This window comes from Aldersonia sp. NBC_00410 (assembly GCF_026342035.1).
Classification (GTDB): Bacteria; Actinomycetota; Actinomycetes; order Mycobacteriales; family Mycobacteriaceae; genus Aldersonia.
Genome location: NZ_JAPENM010000007.1, coordinates 176,554 through 195,217, shown reverse-complemented (window position 1 = coordinate 195,217; position 18,664 = coordinate 176,554). Strand labels below are relative to the sequence as shown.

The window sequence follows — 18,664 nt, the reverse complement described above, 5'->3', positions numbered from 1 at the left end:
AGCGGAGCGAGCCTCAGTGCACCCGAGCGGAGCGAGCCTCAGTGCACCGCCGCGTCATGCCGACTACCCAACCGCACCGGTAAGCGTTCGTAGCCGAACAGATTCACCAGCCCCCGCCGCTGCGGCTCCCCGGCCAGACTCAGATCCGGGTACGCCTCGAACAACGCGCGCAGCGCCGTGGTGCCCTCGATCCGGGCCAGTGCCGCGCCGATGCAGGCGTGAATACCGGAGGCGAACGCCAGGTGATCGCGGGCGTTCACCCGTCCTATGTCGAAGGTGTCGGGATCGGTGAAGACGTTCGGGTCACGGTTCGCGCCGCCCAGCAGCAGCACAACCATTTCCCCCTCGCGCACCCGATGACCGGCGATCTCCACATCGCGCAGCGCGGTGCGCGCCGTCATCTGCACCGGGCTCTCGTACCGCAGGATCTCCTCGACGGCGCCGGGCCACAGGTCGGGTTCGGCGCGCAGCCGGGCCAACTGCTCGGGATGGCGCGACAACGCGACGATGCCGTTGCCGATCAGATTCACCGTCGTCTCGAATCCGGCCCCGACGAGCAGTGCCCCGTTTGCGGCGAGTTCGCGCGGGGTGAGGCTGTCGTCGGTGGCCAGCCGGCTGAACGCAGTCTCGCTCGCTTCGCCGGCGCGGATCTGGCGGAACCGCTCGTTGATGTAGCCGTCGATATCGCGGAGGCCGTTGATGGCGTTGCGATAGGTCCGCCAGCCGATCCCGACATCGAGCAACGGCGCACCGCACCGGCCCCACTGCAGCAATTGGGCATGACTGTCGCTCGGCAGGCCGATGATCTCGGCAATGATCGCCACGGGAAGTTCGGCGGCGAAGTCGGCGATCAGGTCGGGCCGATCATGCGCGGCAAGACCATCGACGAGTTCGGTGGTCAATTCGTTCACACGCTCGCGCAGCGTCTCGATGGCACGCGGGGTGAAGCTTTGCGCGACCAATTGCCGGTACCGGGTGTGATCGGGCGGATTGACGATGACCATCGCGGGCGGTTCCACCGGGTTGGCCACCCCGGGATCGGTCCGGGCGAGCAGCGCCCGCAGTGGACGGGGCAGGTCCATATCGGCCGGCGCAGTCACGCCGAAATTGCGGTCGCGCAATAGTTCTCGGCACACGCCGTGATCGGCGCTGGCCCAGGCGAACGGGCTGCGAACCAACGGACCCCTCGACCGCAGGTTCGCATACACGGGATACGGATCGATCGCGCGGCCGTGACTCGCAATGATCTGCCCCAACGGGTCGCCGCGTGACGCCCGCTGGGTCATGAACGCTCGCGGAATGCCATGCAGCGCGACCCAACGTGCCCACAATCCGATGCTCATTAGCCCTCCCCCGGCTGATTGAAGCACTAACATGAGCGGCGGACTTCGTTCGGCGGCTCGCCGAACCGGATTCCGACGCGCTGCGCCGAATACGGAATCCCGACGAGATCACCGCCAGAATCCTGCGCTCCGCGTTCGAGCAGTTCGAGCTCGTGGGGATCCGCCGCAGCACGATGGCGGATGTGGCACGTCGCAGCGGAGTCGGCCGGGCGACGCTTATCGAAGGTTTCCGACCAAGGAATCGCTCGTCGACACCCTCGTGCTCGCCGAGGCGCTGCGCACCGAGCCCGAAACGATTCTGCCCAGCCTCACCATCGAAGCCGGGGACATCCTCGACTTCGCAATCGAGCACGCCGCCAACAGTTGCGCGGCGACCTGTACGGGTCGGTGCCGACCACCCCGGACCAAGAACACCACGTCCGCACGGTCGCCGAACTGCACACGCGGCTCACCCTGTCGTTCATCGTTACGCCACATACCGGGATCGAGCTCGCGACAATGGACGAGGCGCGGACCTACGTGCGCCGATATCTGCTGCCGATGCTCACCGCACCGATCTGACGCCACCCGGAGGCGAACTGATGAAGAAGGTGAAGCCCATCCCGTTCCGGGACAAGAACGGCAAGCGTGCGTTCAACTCCTCGGGTGTGCTCGAAGCGGGACCGGGCCGGTTCGTCTTCATCGACAATAACGATCCGACCGCGCTTTTCGACTTGTTTCTCGATGATGAGGGCGGGCACGAGCGGATTCGGCGACGGCCGATCGTGGGCATGGCGAAGGGTCTACTGAGCGACCCCGAGGGCCTCACCTGGCTGGACCGCGCAACGGGGACACTGCTCGTCGCATCATCCCTGTGCCGCGGAAACGACGGGCTGGTGCGGGTTCGCTACCGCGCCGATGGCGATCTGCCGGCCGAGGCGATACCTGGTTTTCGCGACTGGCTGATCACGCGCGTACCCGAACTGGCCGACGCGGCAATGCGCGACCCCGACGATGGTGGGCTGAATATCGAAGGTGCCGTGTGGGATCCGACGACTCGCGCGTTGTTGCTGGGTCTGCGCGGGCCGGCGAACCCGGGAAGGGTCACGCTGATCCGAATTCCCGTGCGTGCCGATGCGAAACCGTGGACGACCGCTGCCCTTGGCCCGCCGGCGAGGATGCACCTGCGGGTGCCGGACTCCAAGCACCGCCTCGGCATTCGTGATATCAGCAACGCAGCAAGCGCCGGCTTCCTGTTGCTGCTCGGCCGCTCGCTCAGCCACGGCGACGAACCATTCCACCTGTGCACCTGGAACGGGCGCAGCGACACACTCGAGCTACTCGACATCAAGTTCCACAAATCCGCCAAACCCGAAGGCTTGACGACCTTTACGAGCGGTGATGGGCGGCGAATTCTTGTGGTGGACGACTGTGGCGGGTACGCGATACTCGACGCGATCAGCTGAAGAACAGTTTCGACCCGCCGCCCTCCTGGTGAACCCGCGGGTGCCCCGACGGCGTCGGGTCGGTACCGAACAAGGCGCCGAGCCCGGTCCGCACACTTACCAGGCTGAAATATCCACTGTGCGAGAACTCGTCGCGCGCGTCGATCGGCGCCACCCGAAACTCCTCGGCATGCTCGGCATTGTTCGGCGGGCAGGTATAGAGCAGCTGGTGGCCCTGGCTCGACGAGATCGAACCCGCGTGCAGCAATCGCCCGAATGCTTTGCTTGTCAACGACTTTCCCGTATCCAGGTCGCCGAAGCTCCACAGGTCGGAATCGTCGGGAGCGGGCGGGCGCGGCCGATGGGTGACCTCGAAGTTTGTCGGGTTGGGCGCGTCCCGGGGGATGGTGTCGCTCTTGCCGGCGTGCAGGACGTCGTTGGTGGCGTCGTCGCGGATGTAGGCCCCCTTCCCGTCGGGCAGGCCGGCGATGAGGAAACCGGCGGAGGCGGCCAGCCGCAGTTGTTTACGTACCGCGGCGATCTCGGCCGATGCGTTGGGCACACCAAACCCGTTGAGCAGCGACTCGGCCTTCTCGAACATCGGCCGCAGCACGGCGTCCTGACTGTCGCGGTCCAACACGGTGTCCCGATAGGTCGCGATCCGGTCGAGCACCTGCTTGCGGCGGGTGGGGTCATTGCGAATCATCTCGGCGACGAGTCCGTCCGTGCCGAGGTAGAAGTGCCGTTGCGGCTGCAGCGTCTGGTCGATACCCCAGGGGATCGTCTTGAAGTTGATGGTGTCCACGCCGGGCGCCGCGACGGCGTCCACGTCGTTGTAGATGTAGGTGTTGTTCGTGTTGCGCGAGTAGCCGTCCCAGTGTTTGAGCAGGAAGTCCATCGCGTAGATGCCGATGAACTGGTCCAGGTCGAATACGTCGGCGGCACCGGCGAGCCCGTTCGCCGCGATGTGGTCGATGGCGAATCTGAGGTCTGCCTTGTCACCGAACTTGGACAGGTCTTCTACCCCGATGAGATCGAAGCGTTTGTCGACGAAATCGTCGGTGTGCTCGAGCTCGTAGAGGTTTCCGTTCATGTTGCCGGCGAAGTTGCGCTCGATATAGCGCGGCATGATCGGCTCGGCGCTCACGTAGATACCCGGGCTGTTCACGCCGATCAGCCCGGCGCCGATCGGGGTTCCGTTGACGAACACGCGGGCGTAGTTGCAGCGCGAATTGGGCAGGCCCGCACGCTCGTACAACCGGTATCCGATCGTCTGCCGGACATAGGACGGATCCTGGATCGAGTTGTTCAGGGTGAGGTATTGCGTGCCGATGAGTGCCTCGGCAGTGGGCACATTCGACTTTCGGAACTTGCCGAAGTCGATGTGCAGGCAGGGCTTCGCACTGTTGATCGAGCCGCAGAACGACTTCTTCTTGATCCCCACGTGGCGGAAGGACGTGCGTGCCGGAAAGTCGGTGCCGGAGATCTCCACGGACTCGGCCTCGCGCCACTCGTACCGGCTGCCGCCGCGCCAGTCGAAATTGCACGGCCCACCCTTGGGCTGTTCGTTGCGCACCGCATCCCAGTCCTGCGGTGCCATGGTGATCCGCACCGTGAGCACGTTGTCGAGGGCGTAGAGCGAGTCGAGTGCGAGTTGCTGCTCGGTGGTCATGACAATCAGTGTCGAGGTTCGATGCCGGTTACGCCCGAGTAGGCCGCTACTCGTTTTGCCTTCCCCACGGCCCAGCCGACGCAGTGCTGGGCCGCGGCACCCGACCCCAACGAGCGGATCCGGCGACTACGCCGCAAAATGGGGGCGATGAACGATCCAGGCTTCACTCCGACGCAGCTCGCGGCCCGTGCCGCGTACCTGCTGCGCGGCAACGACCTGGGCACTATGACCAGCGCCGCGCCGCGGCTGTACCCGCACATGTGGAGCTGGGACGCCGCGTTCGTTGCCGTCGGGCTGGCACCGCTGAGCGTCGAGCGGGCCGTGATCGAGCTGGATACGCTGCTGTCCGCGCAGTGGCGCAACGGGATGATCCCGCACATCGTGTTCGCCAACGGGGTCGACGGATACTTCCCCGGCCCGGCGCGCTGGCAGTGCCGGGAGCTGGCGGCGCACGCCCCGGCGGGCCCGGACACCTCGGGTATCACCCAGCCACCGGTGCATGCGATCGCGATGCAGCGCATCCTCGACCACTCGCGCCGACACGGTCGCAGTACCCGCGCGGTGGCCGAAGAGTTCCTCAACCGGCGCTGGCCGGACCTGGTCCGCTGGCACCGCTGGCTCGCGCATGCACGCGACCCGAAGGAGGACGGCCGGATCACGCTCTACCACGGCTGGGAATCCGGGATGGACAACTCGCCGCGGTGGGACCGCGCGTACGGCCAGGTGGTCCCCGGTGACCTGCCCGCGTACAAGCGCGAGGACACCGCCATCGTCACCGACTCGTCGCAGCGGCCGAGCGACATCGAGTACGACCGCTACCTCTGGCTGCTCGAGGAGATGCGCCGGGCGCGCTACGACGATTACGCGCTTGCGGCTTCCATGAGTTTCGCGGTGCAGGACGTGTTCGTCAGTGCCATCTTCGCGCTCGCCTGCGAGGTGCTCGCGATCATCGGCGAAGACTATTCGATGCCGAACGCGGATGTCCGCGACCTGCATTCCTGGGCCGACCGGTTCCGCAAGGGCGTTGTGGCGACAACCAACCAAAGATCAGGAGCAGCAAGGGATTACGACGTCCGCAACGACCTGTGGATCCCGACCGACACGCTGGCGATGTTCGCACCCCTGCTGTGTGGCGGGCTCCCGCGCGACACCGAACGCAACCTGTTGCGGATCTTCGAGGGCCCACGATTCTGCGGGCACCCCGACCTGCGGTACGCGCTGCCGCCGTCCACCTCGCCGGTGTCGAGCGCGTTCCGCTCCAAGGAATACTGGCGCGGACCGGTGTGGCCGGTGATGAGTTGGCTGTTCTCCTGGGCCTTTTCGCGCCGCGGTTGGGCCGAACGCTCCCTCATGCTGCGCGAGGAGAGCTTGCGGCAGGCCGGCGACGGCAGCTTCGCCGAGTACTACGAGCCGTTCACCGGTGAGCCACTCGGGAGCATGCAACAGTCGTGGACCGCGGCGTCGGTGCTGGACTGGCTGGGGTAGTCGGAGCTTTCGATGAAGCGGCGATCTGTGTGCCCGGTGAATACCATCGAAGGTATGCAGACGCAGGATGACGGTATCCCCGACCTCGGGTGGATTTCGGACAAGTTGGGCGAGCCGAATGCCGATTTGGAGGACAAGGACGCGTTGAGCGCGGTCCTGAACAGCGACTGCGACTGAGCTGGCCGGGAGCCTTCCGTGCACCAGAACCTGTCCGAGGGTCGCGATAGTGTTCGAACATGCATTCGGAGATGGCTACCGCGGGCGTGCTGGACGAGCTCGATGCTGCGGTGTTCGCTGTCTCGGATCTGGACTTCGGCGCCTTGCCGAATCACGAGCGGCTCGAGATTCTGCGCAGGCTCGAGTCGGTGGCCCGCAAACAGTCGAGCGCAATGTATGAGCTGCTGAACGGATTGCGGGAACAGTGGATCCCGGCCGAGTTCGGCTGCGAGCACACGCATCAAGTGGTGGCGGATGCGTTGCGGATCAACCGGAGCGAGGCGAAGAAGCGGTTCGCCACCGCCGAACAGTTGGCGATACGGTCCTCGTTCACCGGTGAGCCGCTTGCACCGGAGCTACCCGCGGTGGCCGCCGGGGTGCGCGACGGTGTGCTCGGGGATGGTCATGTGCAGGTGATACGCTCGTTTCTGCAGCACCTTCCCGCTGCGATCGACGCCGGGACGCAGGAGCAGGCCGAAGCCCAGCTCGCGGGCTTCGCGGCCACGATGCGCCCGGACGAGTTGAGGAAGATCGCGGATCGGCTCGCCGCCTACCTCAATCCCGATGGCGAGTTCAGCGATGAGGACCGCGCCCGCAAGCGCGGGATCTGGCTCGGGGAACAGGGCCCGGATCTGATGAGCAGCATCAAAGGACTGATCGATCCCGAATTGCGGGCGCACCTGGAACCGATCCTCGCCAAGCTCGCCGCACCTGGGATGTGCAACCCGCAGGACGAAACACCCACTGTTGACGGTGAACCGAACGAGGATGAAGCCAAGCGCGATACCCGTTCGATGGGGCAGCGCCAGCACGATGCGGTGAAGGCGATGTGCCGCGGGCTGCTCGCGTCCGGGGAGTTGGGGCAGCATCGCGGGCTACCGGTCACTGCGGTCGTCTCGACGACCGTGAGTGAGCTGACCGATCTTGCCGGGCCGGCCGCGACCGCGGGTGGATCGTTGGTTCCGATTCGGGACCTGATCCGCATGGCCGCCCACGCGTTTCACTATCTGGTGGTCTTCGATGTCGAGGGCCGCGTGGTGCACCTGGCGCGGTCCAAGCGGATCGCGTCACCGGATCAGCGGATCGTGCTGCACGCTCGCGATATCGGTTGCTCCCACCCCGGCTGCACCGTTCCCGGCTACCTGGCCGAGGCGCATCACATCCGAGAGTGGGCCGACGGTGGGCCGACCGATATCGATAACCTGACCTTCGTCTGCCCCGCCCATCACAAACTTGCCGGCCAGGGCGCGGACCAGTGGCACACGACCGCTGGTCCGCGCTCGCACACCCGCTGGCACCCACCCGCCCACGTCGACCCGCGAGAACGCCCACGTATCAACAGGTTCCACCACCCCAGCGGGATCCTTGTCGGCGAAGCGAGCGGGGACCCACCGTGAGGCTCCGCGCGCACCAGCAGCTACAGCACCTGCGACAGGAACTGTTGCAACCGCTCGGTTTCGGGTGCGTCGAATAGTGCTGCAGGCGGCCCGGTTTCGACCACCTGCCCGTGATCCATGAACAGCACGGTGTCCGAAACGCTGCGGGAAAAGCCCATTTCGTGGGTCACCACGATCATCGACATACCGCCGGACGCGAGATCGGCCATCAACGCGAGTACGCCCTTCACCAGTTCCGGGTCCAGTGCGGACGTCGCCTCGTCGAAGAACATGATCTCCGGCTCCATCGCGAGCGCCCGCGCGATCGCGACCCGCTGCTGCTGGCCACCGGACAGATTGCCCGGTCGCACATCGGCCTTCTCCCGCAGGCCCACCGTGTCGAGCTGCCGCAGCGCTACCTCGCGGGCCGCGTCCTTGGACAACCCGCGCAGCTTTCGCGGGCCGAGCGCGATATTCTCCGCAACGGTCTTGTGCGGGAACAGGTTGAAATGCTGGAACACCATGCCGATGCGCTGGCGCAGCTTGTCGGGATTGTCCTTCAACACGGATTGTCCGTCGATCAGGATGTCGCCCTGCTGTGGCTCGTGCAGGCGGTTGAGGACGCGCAGCAAGGTGGACTTGCCCGAGCCGGACGGGCCGATCACCGACGTCGTCTTGCCCGCGTCCACATGGATGTTCACCCCGCGCAGCACCTTGTTCGCACCGAAGGCCAGGTGAATATCGGTGCCGGTCAGCGAAACCGAGTTCGCCGCGACCGTGGTCGCATCTGGTGTGCTCATCACCTACCCCCGCTCCACGACGATGGCCTGTTCGACCGGGTCGAGCGTGCCGGACCGATCTTCCCGTCCGGTTCGCAGCCGATTGTCGATGTAGTTCACCAAATGCGTGAGCGGGATGGTCAGCAGCAGATAGAACAAGCCGGCCGCCACCAGCGGCGACAGGTTGCCGGTCTGCGCGTTGAGATCCCGCCCGACAGCGAACAGCTCGCGTTGACTGGCCAGCAGGCCGAGGAAGTAGATCAGCGAGGAGTCCTTGATCAGCGAAATGAACTGGTTCATCAGGGCGGGCAGGACGCGGCGCACGCCCTGCGGAATCACGACCAGCCGCATCGACGAGCGGTAGCTGAACCCGATCGCGCGGGCGGCCTCGAGCTGCCCGGCCTCCACGCTCTGGATACCGGACCGGAAGATCTCACCGATGTAGGCGGCGGCGAGCAGCGCCAGCGCGGCCGCGCCGAGCCAGTACGGGTTGTTGTTGGTCAGATTCCGGACCACCGGCCCGACGCCGAGCCCGACGAGCAGGATGATCACTACAGCGGGCAGGCCGCGGAAAATGTCGGTGTAGACACGCGCCGGCCAGCGCAGCCAACGGGTTCGCGAAATACCCGCGACCGCGAGCAGCATGCCCAGGATCGTGCCGATCACCCCGGACACCAGGGCGAGAATGATGGTGTTCGGCAGGCCGGTCTTCACCAGATCGGGAATGGCGTCGCGGTACAGCTGCCAGTCGAAGAACGTGTCACCCAACTGCTGCAACGTCGATTTCGGTTCGACGGCAGCGGGTTCGTCGCCGGTGTCCTGTTGGGCGGCGAGCGCGGCAAAATCCGGTAGCTCCGGCAGCGGCGCCGCACGACTGCCCGGCTTCCAGCCGGGCGGCAGCTCGCGTGGGACCCAGGCCGAGTACAGCTTCGCCCACGTGCCGTCGGCGATCACCGCGTCCAGCCCGGAGTTGAGTGCGTCGATCAGCGCCTGGTTCTCGCGATTCACCGCCCAGCCGACGTAGTTGTTGAGGCTGAACGTGTTCTGCACGATCGAGGTGGCGTCACCGGGCTTGATCGCGCCCTCGGCTTGCTGCGAGGGTGCTACCCACGCATCGATCTGCCCGCTCTTGAGGTTCGCGTAGGCGGTGTTGTAGTCCGGGAACTTCACCGGATCCAGATGCAACGTGTTGACCACATAGTCGTCCTGCACGGTGCCCTGCACGACGCCGATGCGCGTTCCGGCGTTCAGGTCCGAAAAGCCTTTGATCGGACTGCCATTCGGGACGACCAGCGAGAAGTAGCCGAAGTCGTAGCCGTTGCTGAACCCGACGGTGCGGCGGCGTTCGTCGGTGGTGGTGATCGAGGACGAGCCGACGTCGAAGCGCCGATTCGCGACCTGCGAGAGCAGGCCGGCGAACTCGGTGCCGGAAAACTGAATCCGTAGACCGAGTTTCGCCGCGATCGCCTTCAAGAGTTCATTGTCGTAACCGGTGTAGTCGCCCTGGGAGTTGACGCAGATGCTCGGTGGCGCGTCGGACAGGGTGCCGACCGACAGGACGCCCGGCGTGATCAGGCCGAGCGCGTTGACGTCGATCTGGTCGAGCGGTTTCGTGGTTGGCGTCGTGTAGCGGTCCTCCCCCGCCTGCGTGCTGCCGGCGGCGAGGTTGGTCGGCGCGGCCGCGGATGCGCCGACTCCGGGCGGGGAACACAGATCGTTCGAAGACCCGGCCGTAGTGTCGTCGTCGCTCGAGCACGCGGCGAGCCCGAACGTGAGTATCGCTACCAAGATCAGCAACAGCACCGAACGGGTGCCGGCTTTCGGTGGCCGAACCATCCCCGAAGCCTATCGGCAACCACCCACGGCCGGACGGTCTCGGACACGCGCCGCCACGGCGACATCAAATTGACGTTGCACCGACGCCACAATGGTGCCAGTATGGCGTCATGAACTTGCAGAGCTACATCGACAACCTCCGCCACGAGCTGGCGGTCGCAGCAGAGGCGGGCGGTGACGAAGCCCGCGCCCTCGCCGATCGGCTCACCGGTCCGCTCGCGGCCGGCATCCGGGTGTCGCTGCTCGAGGCACTTTCGGACGCCGCAGCGGAGATCACTCAGGAGCTCGCCCCAGGTTCCGTGGAGGTGCGGCTGCGTGGTCGCGACCCGGAATTCGTGGTGACGCCATCGCCCATCGACGACGTTCGCGATTCCGGTCCGGAGCCGGCGACGCCGGTCCCGCCGATCGACAGCGACGAGGCGCAGTCGCGGATCAGCTTCCGCTTGCCCGACACGTTGAAGACCCGGATCGAGGAAGCCGCGGCACGAGAGGGCCTGTCGGTCAATGCCTGGCTCGTGCGCGTTGCCTCGACCGCAGTAGCAGGCGGCGCCGCGGGCAGCACGACCAAACGCGCCCCACGCAGTGGCGACCACTTTTCCGGCTGGGTCCGCTAACGCAGCTCGAATACCAACATCCCAACTCACCACAGCTTCGTTTGAGAACCAGAACAAGGAGATGTCATGGCAACCTTCGCCACGCCCGCTCGGATAGCGGCGACGATCGAAATCGGTCTCGGCGATGTGCATCTGATCGCCGGCGAACGCACCGACACGGTGGTCGACGTGCGGCCGAGTAATGCAACGAACGACAACGACAAGCGCGCCGCGGAGCAGACCAAAGTCGACTTCGCGAACGGCAAGCTCGTCGTGAAGGCACCGCGGAACTGGCTGCGGAACATCGGGACACGGGACGGCGGCTCGATCGACGTCACCATCGAACTGCCAACGGGCTCGCAGCTGTCCGGCGACGCCGGGGCGGCAACACTGCGGGCCGAGGGTGCGCTCGGCGTCGTGCGCTTCAAGTCGGGCGCCGGCGATATCCGGCTGGACCGGACCGGAGCGCTCGAACTGAAGACCGCGATGGGTGCGGTCGAGGTCCTCGAGGTGCATGGTGACGCCAACGTCACGACCGGATCCGGCGACATCCGGCTGCACGACATTGCCGGCAATGCGGTGCTGAAGAACGCCAACGGCGACTGCACGGTCGGCGTGGTGGCCGGTGCACTGCGGTGCAACACGGCGAACGGACGGATCGGCGTCGATCGTGCCGGCGGTGACGTCAGTGCGAAAACCGCGAACGGCACGATCCGGGTCGGGGAGCTGACCCGCGGATCGGTGACGCTCGGCACCGCGCTCGGTGATATCGAGATCGGTATCCGCCCGGGTACCGCCGCCCGCCTCGATGTGAATACGAAGTTCGGCCGCCTGCGCAACGAGCTCGACAGTGCCGCCGGCCCGGCCGCCACCGACTCGACGGTCGAAGTGCAGGCCCGAACGGCGGCGGGCGACATCGTCGTCCGGCGTTCGGAAGATCGCGTCGGCAAGACCGGCGCCGCAACCGAAACGGAGGAGTCATGACTGTTCCCGCGATCGTCGCCAACGGACTGCGAAAGTCCTTCGGCGACAACACCGTACTCGATGGTGTCGATCTCGAAGTCGAAGCCGGAACGGTCTTCGCATTGCTCGGGCCGAACGGTGCGGGCAAGACCACCAGCGTGCACATCCTGTCCACCCTTATCCGCTCGGACGCCGGCACGATCCGCGTCGCCGGTTGCGATCTCGACACCGACCCCGACGGGGTCCGCGCCGCGATCGCCGTCACCGGTCAGTTCGCGGCCGTGGACGGGCTGCTGACCGGGCGGGAGAATCTCGAGTTGATGGCCGACCTGTATCACCTCGACCGAACAGTGGGGCGGCAACGGATCGCAGAGTTGTTGCGCCGCTTCGATCTCGAGGACGCCGCGGGCAAACCGGCCGCCACCTACTCGGGCGGGATGCGTCGCCGCCTCGACCTCGCGATGAGCCTGGTCGGCGATCCCCGGATCATCTTCCTCGACGAGCCCACCACCGGACTCGATCCACGCAGCCGGCGCACGGTGTGGCAGATCGTGCGCGAGCTGGTCGCGGACGGCGTGACCATCTTTCTCACCACCCAGCAGCTGGAGGAAGCCGACCAGCTCGCCGACCGCATCGCGGTCCTGGACGGCGGCCGCATCATCGCCGAAGGAAGGCCGCGCGAGCTCAAGCGGATGATCCCGGGCGGACACGTCACGCTCCGCTTCACCGACGCTGACACCCTCGCGGCGGCCGAGCGCGCATTCGACGAATCACGCAGTGACGTCAATGAACTCGTGCTGGACGTGCCGAGTGACGGAAGTACCGCCGCGGTGCGCGACGTGCTCGATCGACTCGACGCGGTCGACGTGATCGCACAGTCGCTGGAGGTGCACACCCCCGATCTCGACGACGTCTTCCTCGCCCTCACGGGGCGTCCCGAACACCAGATCAGTGCGGAGTTCGCACAATGACCACGGCAACCCTTGCGGTACGCGATTCTGCAACGATGTTGCGCCGCAACCTGCGTCACATCCAACGCTATCCATCTCTCACGATCAATCTGGTCGGGCAGCCGATCCTGTTCCTGATCCTGTTCACCTTCGTCTTCGGCGGCACGATGGGTGACGGATTGCCCGGATCGGGAGGAGGCCGGGAGGCGTACCTCGCCTACATCACGCCGGCCATCCTGGTGATGGCGGTGGCCGGGGTTGCCACCGGCACCTCGATTTCGGTGGCCACCGACATGACCGAAGGTGTTGTGGCCCGGTTCAAGACCATGGCTATCGCGCGCGGATCGGTGCTCACCGGCCATGTGCTCGGCGCGATGATCCAAACGCTGTTCGTCGTCGTGGTGACCACCGCCGCGGCCATCGCACTCGGCTACCGCCCCGACGCCGATCTCCTCGGCTGGCTGGGCGCGTTGGCGGTGCTCGCGATGCTCGGCTTCGCAGTCACCTGGCTCGCGGTGATGTTCGGCGTGACCAGCAAGAGCGTGGAAACCGCGAGCAACTGGCCGTTGCTGCTGGTGCTCCTGCCCTTCCTGGGCAGCGGATTCGTGCCCACCGATTCCATGCCGACCGGGCTCCGCTGGTTCGCCGAGTACCAGCCCTTCACTCCGGTGATCGAAACGCTGCGCGCCTTCCTGGAAGGAACCCCGGTCGGCAACAACGGGATCCAAGCCGTCGCGTGGTGCGCCGGGTTTGCGCTACTCGGGTACCTCAGGGCCAGAAAGAGTTTCGCTGTCACTCGCAGTTGAGCAGTCACCGGCTCCCAACCATTCCCGCGTGCATTGTGTACGCGGGAATCGGTGCCCCCAGAATCTCCGCCTAGGTCTCCTGTACGGGCATCGCATTCGGCGGCACCGGATATGGAATCCCCCGATTCACAGTTCCCAGAATGACATTCGGCACACACTGCGCAATCTTGGGTGGGGGCACCGGGAAGGCCGTCGGGATCGCCGGGCGAGCCGCATCCGGGGCCACCGAGAAATTGAAGGTCGACGTCATATCGCCGGTCACGCCCCGGCGCCATGGCGTGAGGTTTGGCACGTCGACGCCGAACCGGGTTTCCAACAGCCGCAGTTGCGAAGTGTGGTCGAACACCTCGGAGGCGATCCGCCCGCCCCGGCTGTAGGGCGAAATCACCAGGCCGGGTACGCGATAGCCGAGTCCGATCGGTCCCGCGATACCGTCCGCCGAGCTCACGCCGGCCAGTGGCACCGTGAGGTATTCGCCCGGCGTTCCGGGCGGAGCGGTGGGCGGGGTGACGTGGTCGAAGAACCCGCCGCCCTCGTCGTAGCTGACGATCAGCGCGGTCTTCTCCCACACCGCCGGGTTCGACGTGAGAATGTCGAGCACCTGCATGATGCCGACCGCGCCGGCCGTGGGCGGGAGCGCCGGGTGCTCGCAGGTGAAGATCGACGGCACGATCCAGGACACCTGCGGCAGCGTGCCCGCTCGCACGTCGGCCTCGAAATTGTTCGGGAACACCGGTTCGATGCCGCGCGCGTACAGATTGGTGCCGGGGGTGTTGAACTGCTTGAAGCTGCCGAGCATTCCGTCGAGCACGACGCTGGACAGCGGCCCAACGTCCTTGTTCTGGTACACCTTCCAGCTGACACCTGCCTCCTCCAGGTTTTCCGGCATGGTGCGCCAGGTGTAGACGTTCTTCGGGATGAAGGTCGGCGTCTCGACCAGCGGCCCGCCGCCGCGCCCGTCCGGATCGAGGGTGGCGCTGATCCAGTACAGCCGGTTCGGGTCGGTCGGTCCGAGCACCGAGCAGTGGTAGCCGTCGCAGATCGTGAACGCGTCGGCCAGCGCATAGTGCACCGGAATATCGGCGCGGGTGTAGTACCCCATTGCGGCCGGCCCGTTGAGCGGACCTTCGTGCTCGATGTGCACCGGCATGTGCCGGTTGTTCGCGCCGGCGTTCCACACGGCGTGCATGCCGGCCCAGCTGTGGTCGGGGTCGTTGATGCATTCGCCGGACAGGTTGGTGCCGATCGTGGTGTCGAGCCGGAACGGGAGCAGGTAGCCGTCGGGGGTCGGTCCGACACCGGGGGCGTAGCCGTACTGTTGCCACGCGGGCGACGGATCGTCGAAGCCGCGCACCCCGCGCAACGTGCCGAAGTAGTGGTCGAACGTCCGGTTCTCCTGCATGAGGAAAACGAAGTGCTCGATATCGGCGAGCCCACCGGCGCCGCCCGGATCGGCCGCGTGCGCGCGCTCGATGATCGGACCGGCCCACGAGGCGAGTACCGCCGCGCCGCTCGCGAGCGCCGCGCGTTGCAGGAACTCCCGCCGATTCGAGCCGGTACCGGAAGCGTTGCCCATCCGTGCCCTTTCATTATCTTTGGCGAAGGACAACGATGCTAAATCGCGATCGTGGCCCGATCATGGCCATTGCCTGAATTCACAGGATTCGACCTGCGTTTTCTCCTGCGCATCGGGTGTGACCGCGGCTACATTGACTCGACATGGATCACCCCCGCGGCACTATTCGGTCACGATTACGGCGGGCGATAACGTCCGGCGCACCTCTAGCATTCGCTGCGCTGTTCGCCCTCTCCGGAGCGGGTACCGCCGCCGCCGACATCAACGGCCCCGATGTCGCATCGTGGCAGCACGACGACAGCAGCATCATCGACTGGTTCGCCGTGCGCAATTCCGGCCACGAGTTCGCGATGATCAAGGCCACGGAGGGACTCGACTACATCAATCCGTTCTTCGTGCCCGATACCGTCGCGGCGCGCCTCGCCGGTGTCGCGCGCGGTGCGTACCATTTCGCGCGTCCGCAGGCGTCGCCCGAAGCGCAGGCGGCATTCTTCGCCGCCACCGTCATCGGCGTGAACGGTCCGCCCGGCGATCTGCCGCCGATCCTCGACCTCGAGAACAGCGGCGGGTTGCCGCCCGCGGCGCTGATCGACTGGACGCACCGGTTCCTGAACACCGTGGAAGGCCTGACCAGGCGGGTGCCGATCATCTACACGTACCCGAACTTCTGGAAGACGGCGATGGCCAACACCAACCAGTTCATCCGGTACCCGCTGTGGATCGCGGACTACCGCGGCAATGCCCAACCCGAACTTGTCGGCGGGTGGCCGGTGTGGACGTTCTGGCAGTACACCGACCGCGGAGTCATCCCGGGGATCGCCGGCACCACCGACCTGAATTTCTACAGCGGCGCGATGGGTCCGCTCGACCTGTTCTCCAACAATCTGTCGAGCGGAAGCGGCAGCGCGGGTAGCTAGCCGGTGCGCACCCGGTCGGTCGAATCGCCGGCCGGGGCCGGCTGCCGCTGTTGGTCCCGTGCCACGGAGCGGACGATCTCGCCGCTGCGGATGGCTACGTTGGACAGCAGTGACGATGAGATGCCGTGCGTGTGTTCCGTGCCGCCCTGCAGGAAGATCCCGCCCGGCAGCGGCGTGGTCGTCACCAGTCGGTAGTCACGTGCGACCCGCGGGCCGTGCTCGTCGGTCACCACGACATCCGCGAGGTTGCCGAGGGTGGCGTGCAGATCCATCGGGTTGAAACCGGTCGCGCACACCACCGCGTCGCAGACGAGTTCCTCGGTCAGCCCGGTCGGTTCGTGCACCACGGTCACCGCGACGCCATCGGCAGACTCGTCCACCGCGATCGCGCTCGATGCGCCGTGCATGAACAGCCGACGCTCACCGCGCACCCGCTCGTCGTACTCGCGGGCGTACAGATCCTCGATCAGCGGGAGATCGACGGCCGAGTAGTTGGTGCCGCGGTGGTAGTTCATCAGCCGTCGGCGGAACTCCGGCGATGAGGCATGGAAATCGTCCACCGCTGTGGAGTCGAAGATCCGGTTCGCGTAGGGGCTGTCGTCCGACGGGCTGTAGCCGTACTTGGCGAATACCGCATGCACCGACGCGTTCGGGTAGTTGCTGTGCAGATACGACACCACCTCGGCCGCGCTCTGGCCCGCGCCGAGTACGACGAAATTCTGGTGCGTCGGCTCGGGCATGTTCGCCAGGTGGTCGAGGAAACGGTGGTTGTGGAACACCCGGCGCGACCCGGTCACCCCGTCGGGCAGTCGCTGGGCCAAACCCGTGGCGACGATGACGTTGCGTGCGCGCAGCACGCCGGAACGCTGTCCGCCGAGCAGGATTTCGAAGTGGTCGCCTGCGATCTCGATCGATTCGGCACGGGTGCCGTAGACGACGTCGGCGTCGACCGTGCGCGCGGCCCACGCGAGATAGTCCTGGAATTCGTAGCGGGTCGGGAAGAACGTCTGATGGTTGATGAAGTCCGGCAGCCGGCGCATCTCGGCGAGATAGTTCAGGAACGAGTACCGGCTTCGGACGTTGCGCTGGGTAGCCAGATCCTTGAGGAACGAGACCTGCATCGTGGTGCCGGGCAGCAGCATCCCGGGATGCCAGCCGAACTGTTCCTTGCTCTCCACGAATTTCGCGGCGAGCCGGTCCGAGGGAGCGCGCTCGGCGTTGAATTCCTCGAGCGCAATCGCCAGGGCGAGGTTGGAGGGGCCGAAGCCGATCCCGGCGACGTCGACGATTTCGGTGTGGGTCATGTCGAGGTTCTCCTGCGTCGTCATCGCAACCTCCCGCACCCACCGGTCTCCGTTACCACCCGGAGTTAAGTGAGGCTAACCTACCCATCGCCGGGCGCGCAAATCCTTCGCCGATCGGTCCGAGACCAGGTCGTGCGCGGCCCCACTCTGGATTGTTGGGGCTCCCCACGTGTTTTTTTGGGGGCGGATACCCCACCGACGAGCCGTAGTCCGTGCGCGGCGCTCAATGTCGGCGGCACCCATCTGGGCCTACCGCAAAGCAACCGAGACCGGAGCCTGACGGCTCCGGTCTCGGTTGCTGACGGGTCTGATGTGGCGTTCGCTCAGATGCCCATCGACTGGGCGAGGATCGGCCAGGAGTCGTGCAGGTCGTCCTCCCAGTAGCCCCACGAGTGAGTGCCGGTCGGCTTGAAGTTGAACGTGGCGGGGATGCCGAGCTGTCCGAGCCGGCCCGCCAGGTTGTGCGAGCACTGGTTGGTAGCCGCCTCGATGGCGCCGCCGACGATCATCTGGTTGGCCAGTGTGGGGACCGAGCCCTTGAGCGCCGGATTCTCGAGCGTGTCGTGCGGGCCCGGAAGTCCGTTGCCGGTGGACACGTAGATCGAGTAACCGCGCAGCTTGTCGGCTTGCACAAACGGGTCATTGGCCGCCCACATCGGGCCGTTCAGTGGGCCCCACATGTTCGTGACGTCGCTATTACCCCAGACGTCGACCACCGTTTTCACGAGCTCCTGGCCGACCGGGTCCGAGGTCTGAGCACATCCCGAGTACGCACCAATGCCCTTGTACAGCCCCGGTGCGGCGATCGCCAGGTTGAACACCGAGGTGCCCGACGTCGACAGCCCGGCGATTGCGTTGACCCGGGTCGTGTCGAGGGCCGCATCGATGAGTGGCGGAACTTCCTGCGTCAGGAACGTCGTCCATTTGTTCTTGCCCAGCGTCGGGTCCGTATTGACCCAGTCCGTGTAGTAGGTCCACTTGCCGGCGAGCGGGGTTACGACATTCACGTGCTTGTCGGCGAAGAAGCCGATGTAATCGGTCTGGTCACCCCAACTTGCACGGTCCTCACCGCCACCGCCGCCGTTGAGCAGGTACAGCGTTGGCGCGGGCTTGCTGGTATCCGCGGGCCGCAGCACGGCCAACGGGATGTCTCTGTCCATCGCGGTCGAATGCACCGTGACACGCAGCCCTTGCTTACCTCGATCTTTGATCGAGACAATCTTCGAGCCGTCCGCCGATGTCACGCTCGGTACCGCAGGCGCACCACCGGTCGGCTGAGCAGCGGCGACACCGGCAACTCCGGCGATCGGAACCATCAGCAGTGCGCTGGTAAGGACGAGTGCGCGCACTCCGAGGCGTCGGACCGCCCTCCTGGCTCTGGGCATGGACCATCAACCTTTCATTCGTGTCGGGGGAGCGGCACA

Annotated in this window: 16 protein-coding genes and 1 pseudogene; 10 read left to right on the top strand and 7 right to left on the bottom strand. The window is 66.0% G+C overall.

What is annotated here, in order from left to right:
- Positions 1-38 precede the first annotated feature (38 nt).
- Entirely contained in the window at positions 39-1,343 is a 1,305-nt protein-coding gene (locus OG921_RS17490; protein ID WP_266113765.1) for a cytochrome P450, read from the bottom strand.
- Positions 1,344-1,423: 80 nt separating this feature from the next.
- Between OG921_RS17490 and OG921_RS26640 the strand changes: the two are divergent.
- Positions 1,424-1,904 (top strand): annotated as a pseudogene (locus OG921_RS26640) (helix-turn-helix domain-containing protein).
- 20 nt (positions 1,905-1,924) lie between these two features.
- Complete coding sequence (locus OG921_RS17480; protein ID WP_266113763.1) at positions 1,925-2,788, top strand: hypothetical protein; 864 nt, start codon at positions 1,925-1,927, stop codon at positions 2,786-2,788.
- Here the strand turns inward: OG921_RS17480 and OG921_RS17475 are convergent.
- Positions 2,781-4,439 (bottom strand): CotH kinase family protein, encoded by a 1,659-nt coding sequence (locus OG921_RS17475; protein WP_266113762.1) that lies wholly within the window; start codon positions 4,437-4,439, stop codon positions 2,781-2,783. The genes OG921_RS17480 and OG921_RS17475 overlap by 8 nt on opposite strands.
- A gap of 147 nt (positions 4,440-4,586) precedes the next feature.
- On the opposite strand from OG921_RS17475, the gene OG921_RS17470 reads away from it, so the two are divergent.
- Genes OG921_RS17470 through OG921_RS17460 form a run of 3 tightly spaced genes read left to right on the top strand, consistent with a single transcriptional unit; the run spans position 4,587 to position 7,537 of the window.
- Entirely contained in the window at positions 4,587-5,924 is a 1,338-nt protein-coding gene (locus OG921_RS17470; RefSeq protein WP_266113761.1) for a glycogen debranching protein, read from the top strand.
- A 54-nt stretch (positions 5,925-5,978) separates the two neighbouring features.
- On the top strand, positions 5,979-6,101 hold the full coding sequence (locus tag OG921_RS17465) for a hypothetical protein (protein ID WP_266113760.1): 123 nt from the start codon (positions 5,979-5,981) through the stop codon (positions 6,099-6,101).
- Positions 6,102-6,160: 59 nt separating this feature from the next.
- Positions 6,161-7,537 carry an HNH endonuclease signature motif containing protein gene (locus tag OG921_RS17460; protein ID WP_266113759.1) on the top strand — a complete coding sequence of 459 codons (1,377 nt, stop codon included), beginning with the start codon at positions 6,161-6,163 and terminating at the stop codon, positions 7,535-7,537.
- Positions 7,538-7,557: 20 nt separating this feature from the next.
- Here the strand turns inward: OG921_RS17460 and OG921_RS17455 are convergent, their stop codons facing one another.
- Together OG921_RS17455 and OG921_RS17450 are read right to left on the bottom strand one after the other, a co-directional pair.
- Positions 7,558-8,316, bottom strand: a complete 759-nt coding sequence (locus OG921_RS17455) for an amino acid ABC transporter ATP-binding protein (RefSeq protein WP_266113758.1) — start codon at positions 8,314-8,316, stop codon at positions 7,558-7,560.
- 3 nt (positions 8,317-8,319) lie between these two features.
- Positions 8,320-10,131: an ABC transporter substrate-binding protein/permease gene (locus OG921_RS17450; RefSeq protein WP_266113757.1), complete on the bottom strand. Its 1,812-nt coding sequence runs from the start codon at positions 10,129-10,131 to the stop codon at positions 8,320-8,322.
- Positions 10,132-10,241: 110 nt separating this feature from the next.
- Here OG921_RS17450 and OG921_RS17445 point away from each other — a divergent pair, with 110 nt between their 5' ends.
- The 4 genes from OG921_RS17445 to OG921_RS17430 all read left to right on the top strand — a co-directional run bounded on the left by OG921_RS17445 (position 10,242) and on the right by OG921_RS17430 (position 13,443).
- The gene (locus tag OG921_RS17445; protein WP_266113756.1) at positions 10,242-10,745 is read left to right on the top strand and encodes a hypothetical protein; all 504 of its coding nucleotides are present in this window, start codon (positions 10,242-10,244) and stop codon (positions 10,743-10,745) included.
- Between the two features lie 66 nt (positions 10,746-10,811).
- On the top strand, positions 10,812-11,708 hold the full coding sequence (locus OG921_RS17440; protein ID WP_266113755.1) for a DUF4097 family beta strand repeat-containing protein: 897 nt from the start codon (positions 10,812-10,814) through the stop codon (positions 11,706-11,708).
- Positions 11,705-12,658 carry an ATP-binding cassette domain-containing protein gene (locus OG921_RS17435; RefSeq protein ID WP_266113754.1) on the top strand — a complete coding sequence of 318 codons (954 nt, stop codon included), beginning with the start codon at positions 11,705-11,707 and terminating at the stop codon, positions 12,656-12,658. The genes OG921_RS17440 and OG921_RS17435 overlap by 4 nt, the downstream gene beginning before the upstream one ends.
- Entirely contained in the window at positions 12,655-13,443 is a 789-nt protein-coding gene (locus tag OG921_RS17430; protein ID WP_266113753.1) for an ABC transporter permease, read from the top strand. The genes OG921_RS17435 and OG921_RS17430 overlap by 4 nt, the downstream gene beginning before the upstream one ends.
- A 70-nt stretch (positions 13,444-13,513) precedes the next feature.
- Here OG921_RS17430 and OG921_RS17425 read toward each other — a convergent pair whose 3' ends face one another.
- Positions 13,514-15,019, bottom strand: a complete 1,506-nt coding sequence (locus OG921_RS17425; protein ID WP_266113752.1) for a phospholipase C — start codon at positions 15,017-15,019, stop codon at positions 13,514-13,516.
- Positions 15,020-15,162: 143 nt separating this feature from the next.
- Between OG921_RS17425 and OG921_RS17420 the strand changes: the two genes are divergently transcribed.
- Entirely contained in the window at positions 15,163-15,936 is a 774-nt protein-coding gene (locus OG921_RS17420; protein WP_266113751.1) for a glycoside hydrolase family 25 protein, read from the top strand.
- Here the strand turns inward: OG921_RS17420 and OG921_RS17415 are convergent.
- Both OG921_RS17415 and OG921_RS17410 read right to left on the bottom strand, forming a co-directional pair.
- The gene (locus tag OG921_RS17415; protein WP_266113750.1) at positions 15,933-17,264 is read right to left on the bottom strand and encodes a lysine N(6)-hydroxylase/L-ornithine N(5)-oxygenase family protein; all 1,332 of its coding nucleotides are present in this window, start codon (positions 17,262-17,264) and stop codon (positions 15,933-15,935) included. The two genes, OG921_RS17420 and OG921_RS17415, sit on opposite strands and share 4 nt — an antisense overlap.
- 299 nt (positions 17,265-17,563) lie before the next feature.
- A complete protein-coding gene (locus OG921_RS17410) occupies positions 17,564-18,625 on the bottom strand; it encodes an alpha/beta hydrolase family protein (protein ID WP_266113749.1) in 1,062 nt (353 codons plus the stop codon).
- Positions 18,626-18,664 lie beyond the last annotated feature (39 nt).

Excerpts from the sequence above, each read along its gene's own strand:
- OG921_RS17430 (WP_266113753.1), top strand. The coding sequence starts at position 12,655 with ATGACCACGGCAACCCTTGCGGTACGCGATTCTGCAACGATGTTGCGC.
- OG921_RS17460 (WP_266113759.1), top strand. The coding sequence starts at position 6,161 with ATGCATTCGGAGATGGCTACCGCGGGCGTGCTGGACGAGCTCGATGCT.
- OG921_RS17435 (WP_266113754.1), top strand. The coding sequence starts at position 11,705 with ATGACTGTTCCCGCGATCGTCGCCAACGGACTGCGAAAGTCCTTCGGC.
- OG921_RS17410 (WP_266113749.1), bottom strand. The coding sequence starts at position 18,625 with ATGCCCAGAGCCAGGAGGGCGGTCCGACGCCTCGGAGTGCGCGCACTC.
- OG921_RS17415 (WP_266113750.1), bottom strand. The coding sequence starts at position 17,264 with ATGACGACGCAGGAGAACCTCGACATGACCCACACCGAAATCGTCGAC.
- OG921_RS17490 (WP_266113765.1), bottom strand. The coding sequence starts at position 1,343 with ATGAGCATCGGATTGTGGGCACGTTGGGTCGCGCTGCATGGCATTCCG.
- OG921_RS17480 (WP_266113763.1), top strand. The coding sequence starts at position 1,925 with ATGAAGAAGGTGAAGCCCATCCCGTTCCGGGACAAGAACGGCAAGCGT.
- OG921_RS17450 (WP_266113757.1), bottom strand. The coding sequence starts at position 10,131 with ATGGTTCGGCCACCGAAAGCCGGCACCCGTTCGGTGCTGTTGCTGATC.
- OG921_RS17465 (WP_266113760.1), top strand. The coding sequence starts at position 5,979 with ATGCAGACGCAGGATGACGGTATCCCCGACCTCGGGTGGATTTCGGAC.
- OG921_RS17420 (WP_266113751.1), top strand. The coding sequence starts at position 15,163 with ATGGATCACCCCCGCGGCACTATTCGGTCACGATTACGGCGGGCGATA.
- OG921_RS17425 (WP_266113752.1), bottom strand. The coding sequence starts at position 15,019 with ATGGGCAACGCTTCCGGTACCGGCTCGAATCGGCGGGAGTTCCTGCAA.
- OG921_RS17475 (WP_266113762.1), bottom strand. The coding sequence starts at position 4,439 with ATGACCACCGAGCAGCAACTCGCACTCGACTCGCTCTACGCCCTCGAC.
- OG921_RS17440 (WP_266113755.1), top strand. The coding sequence starts at position 10,812 with ATGGCAACCTTCGCCACGCCCGCTCGGATAGCGGCGACGATCGAAATC.
- OG921_RS17470 (WP_266113761.1), top strand. The coding sequence starts at position 4,587 with ATGAACGATCCAGGCTTCACTCCGACGCAGCTCGCGGCCCGTGCCGCG.
- OG921_RS17445 (WP_266113756.1), top strand. The coding sequence starts at position 10,242 with ATGAACTTGCAGAGCTACATCGACAACCTCCGCCACGAGCTGGCGGTC.
- OG921_RS17455 (WP_266113758.1), bottom strand. The coding sequence starts at position 8,316 with ATGAGCACACCAGATGCGACCACGGTCGCGGCGAACTCGGTTTCGCTG.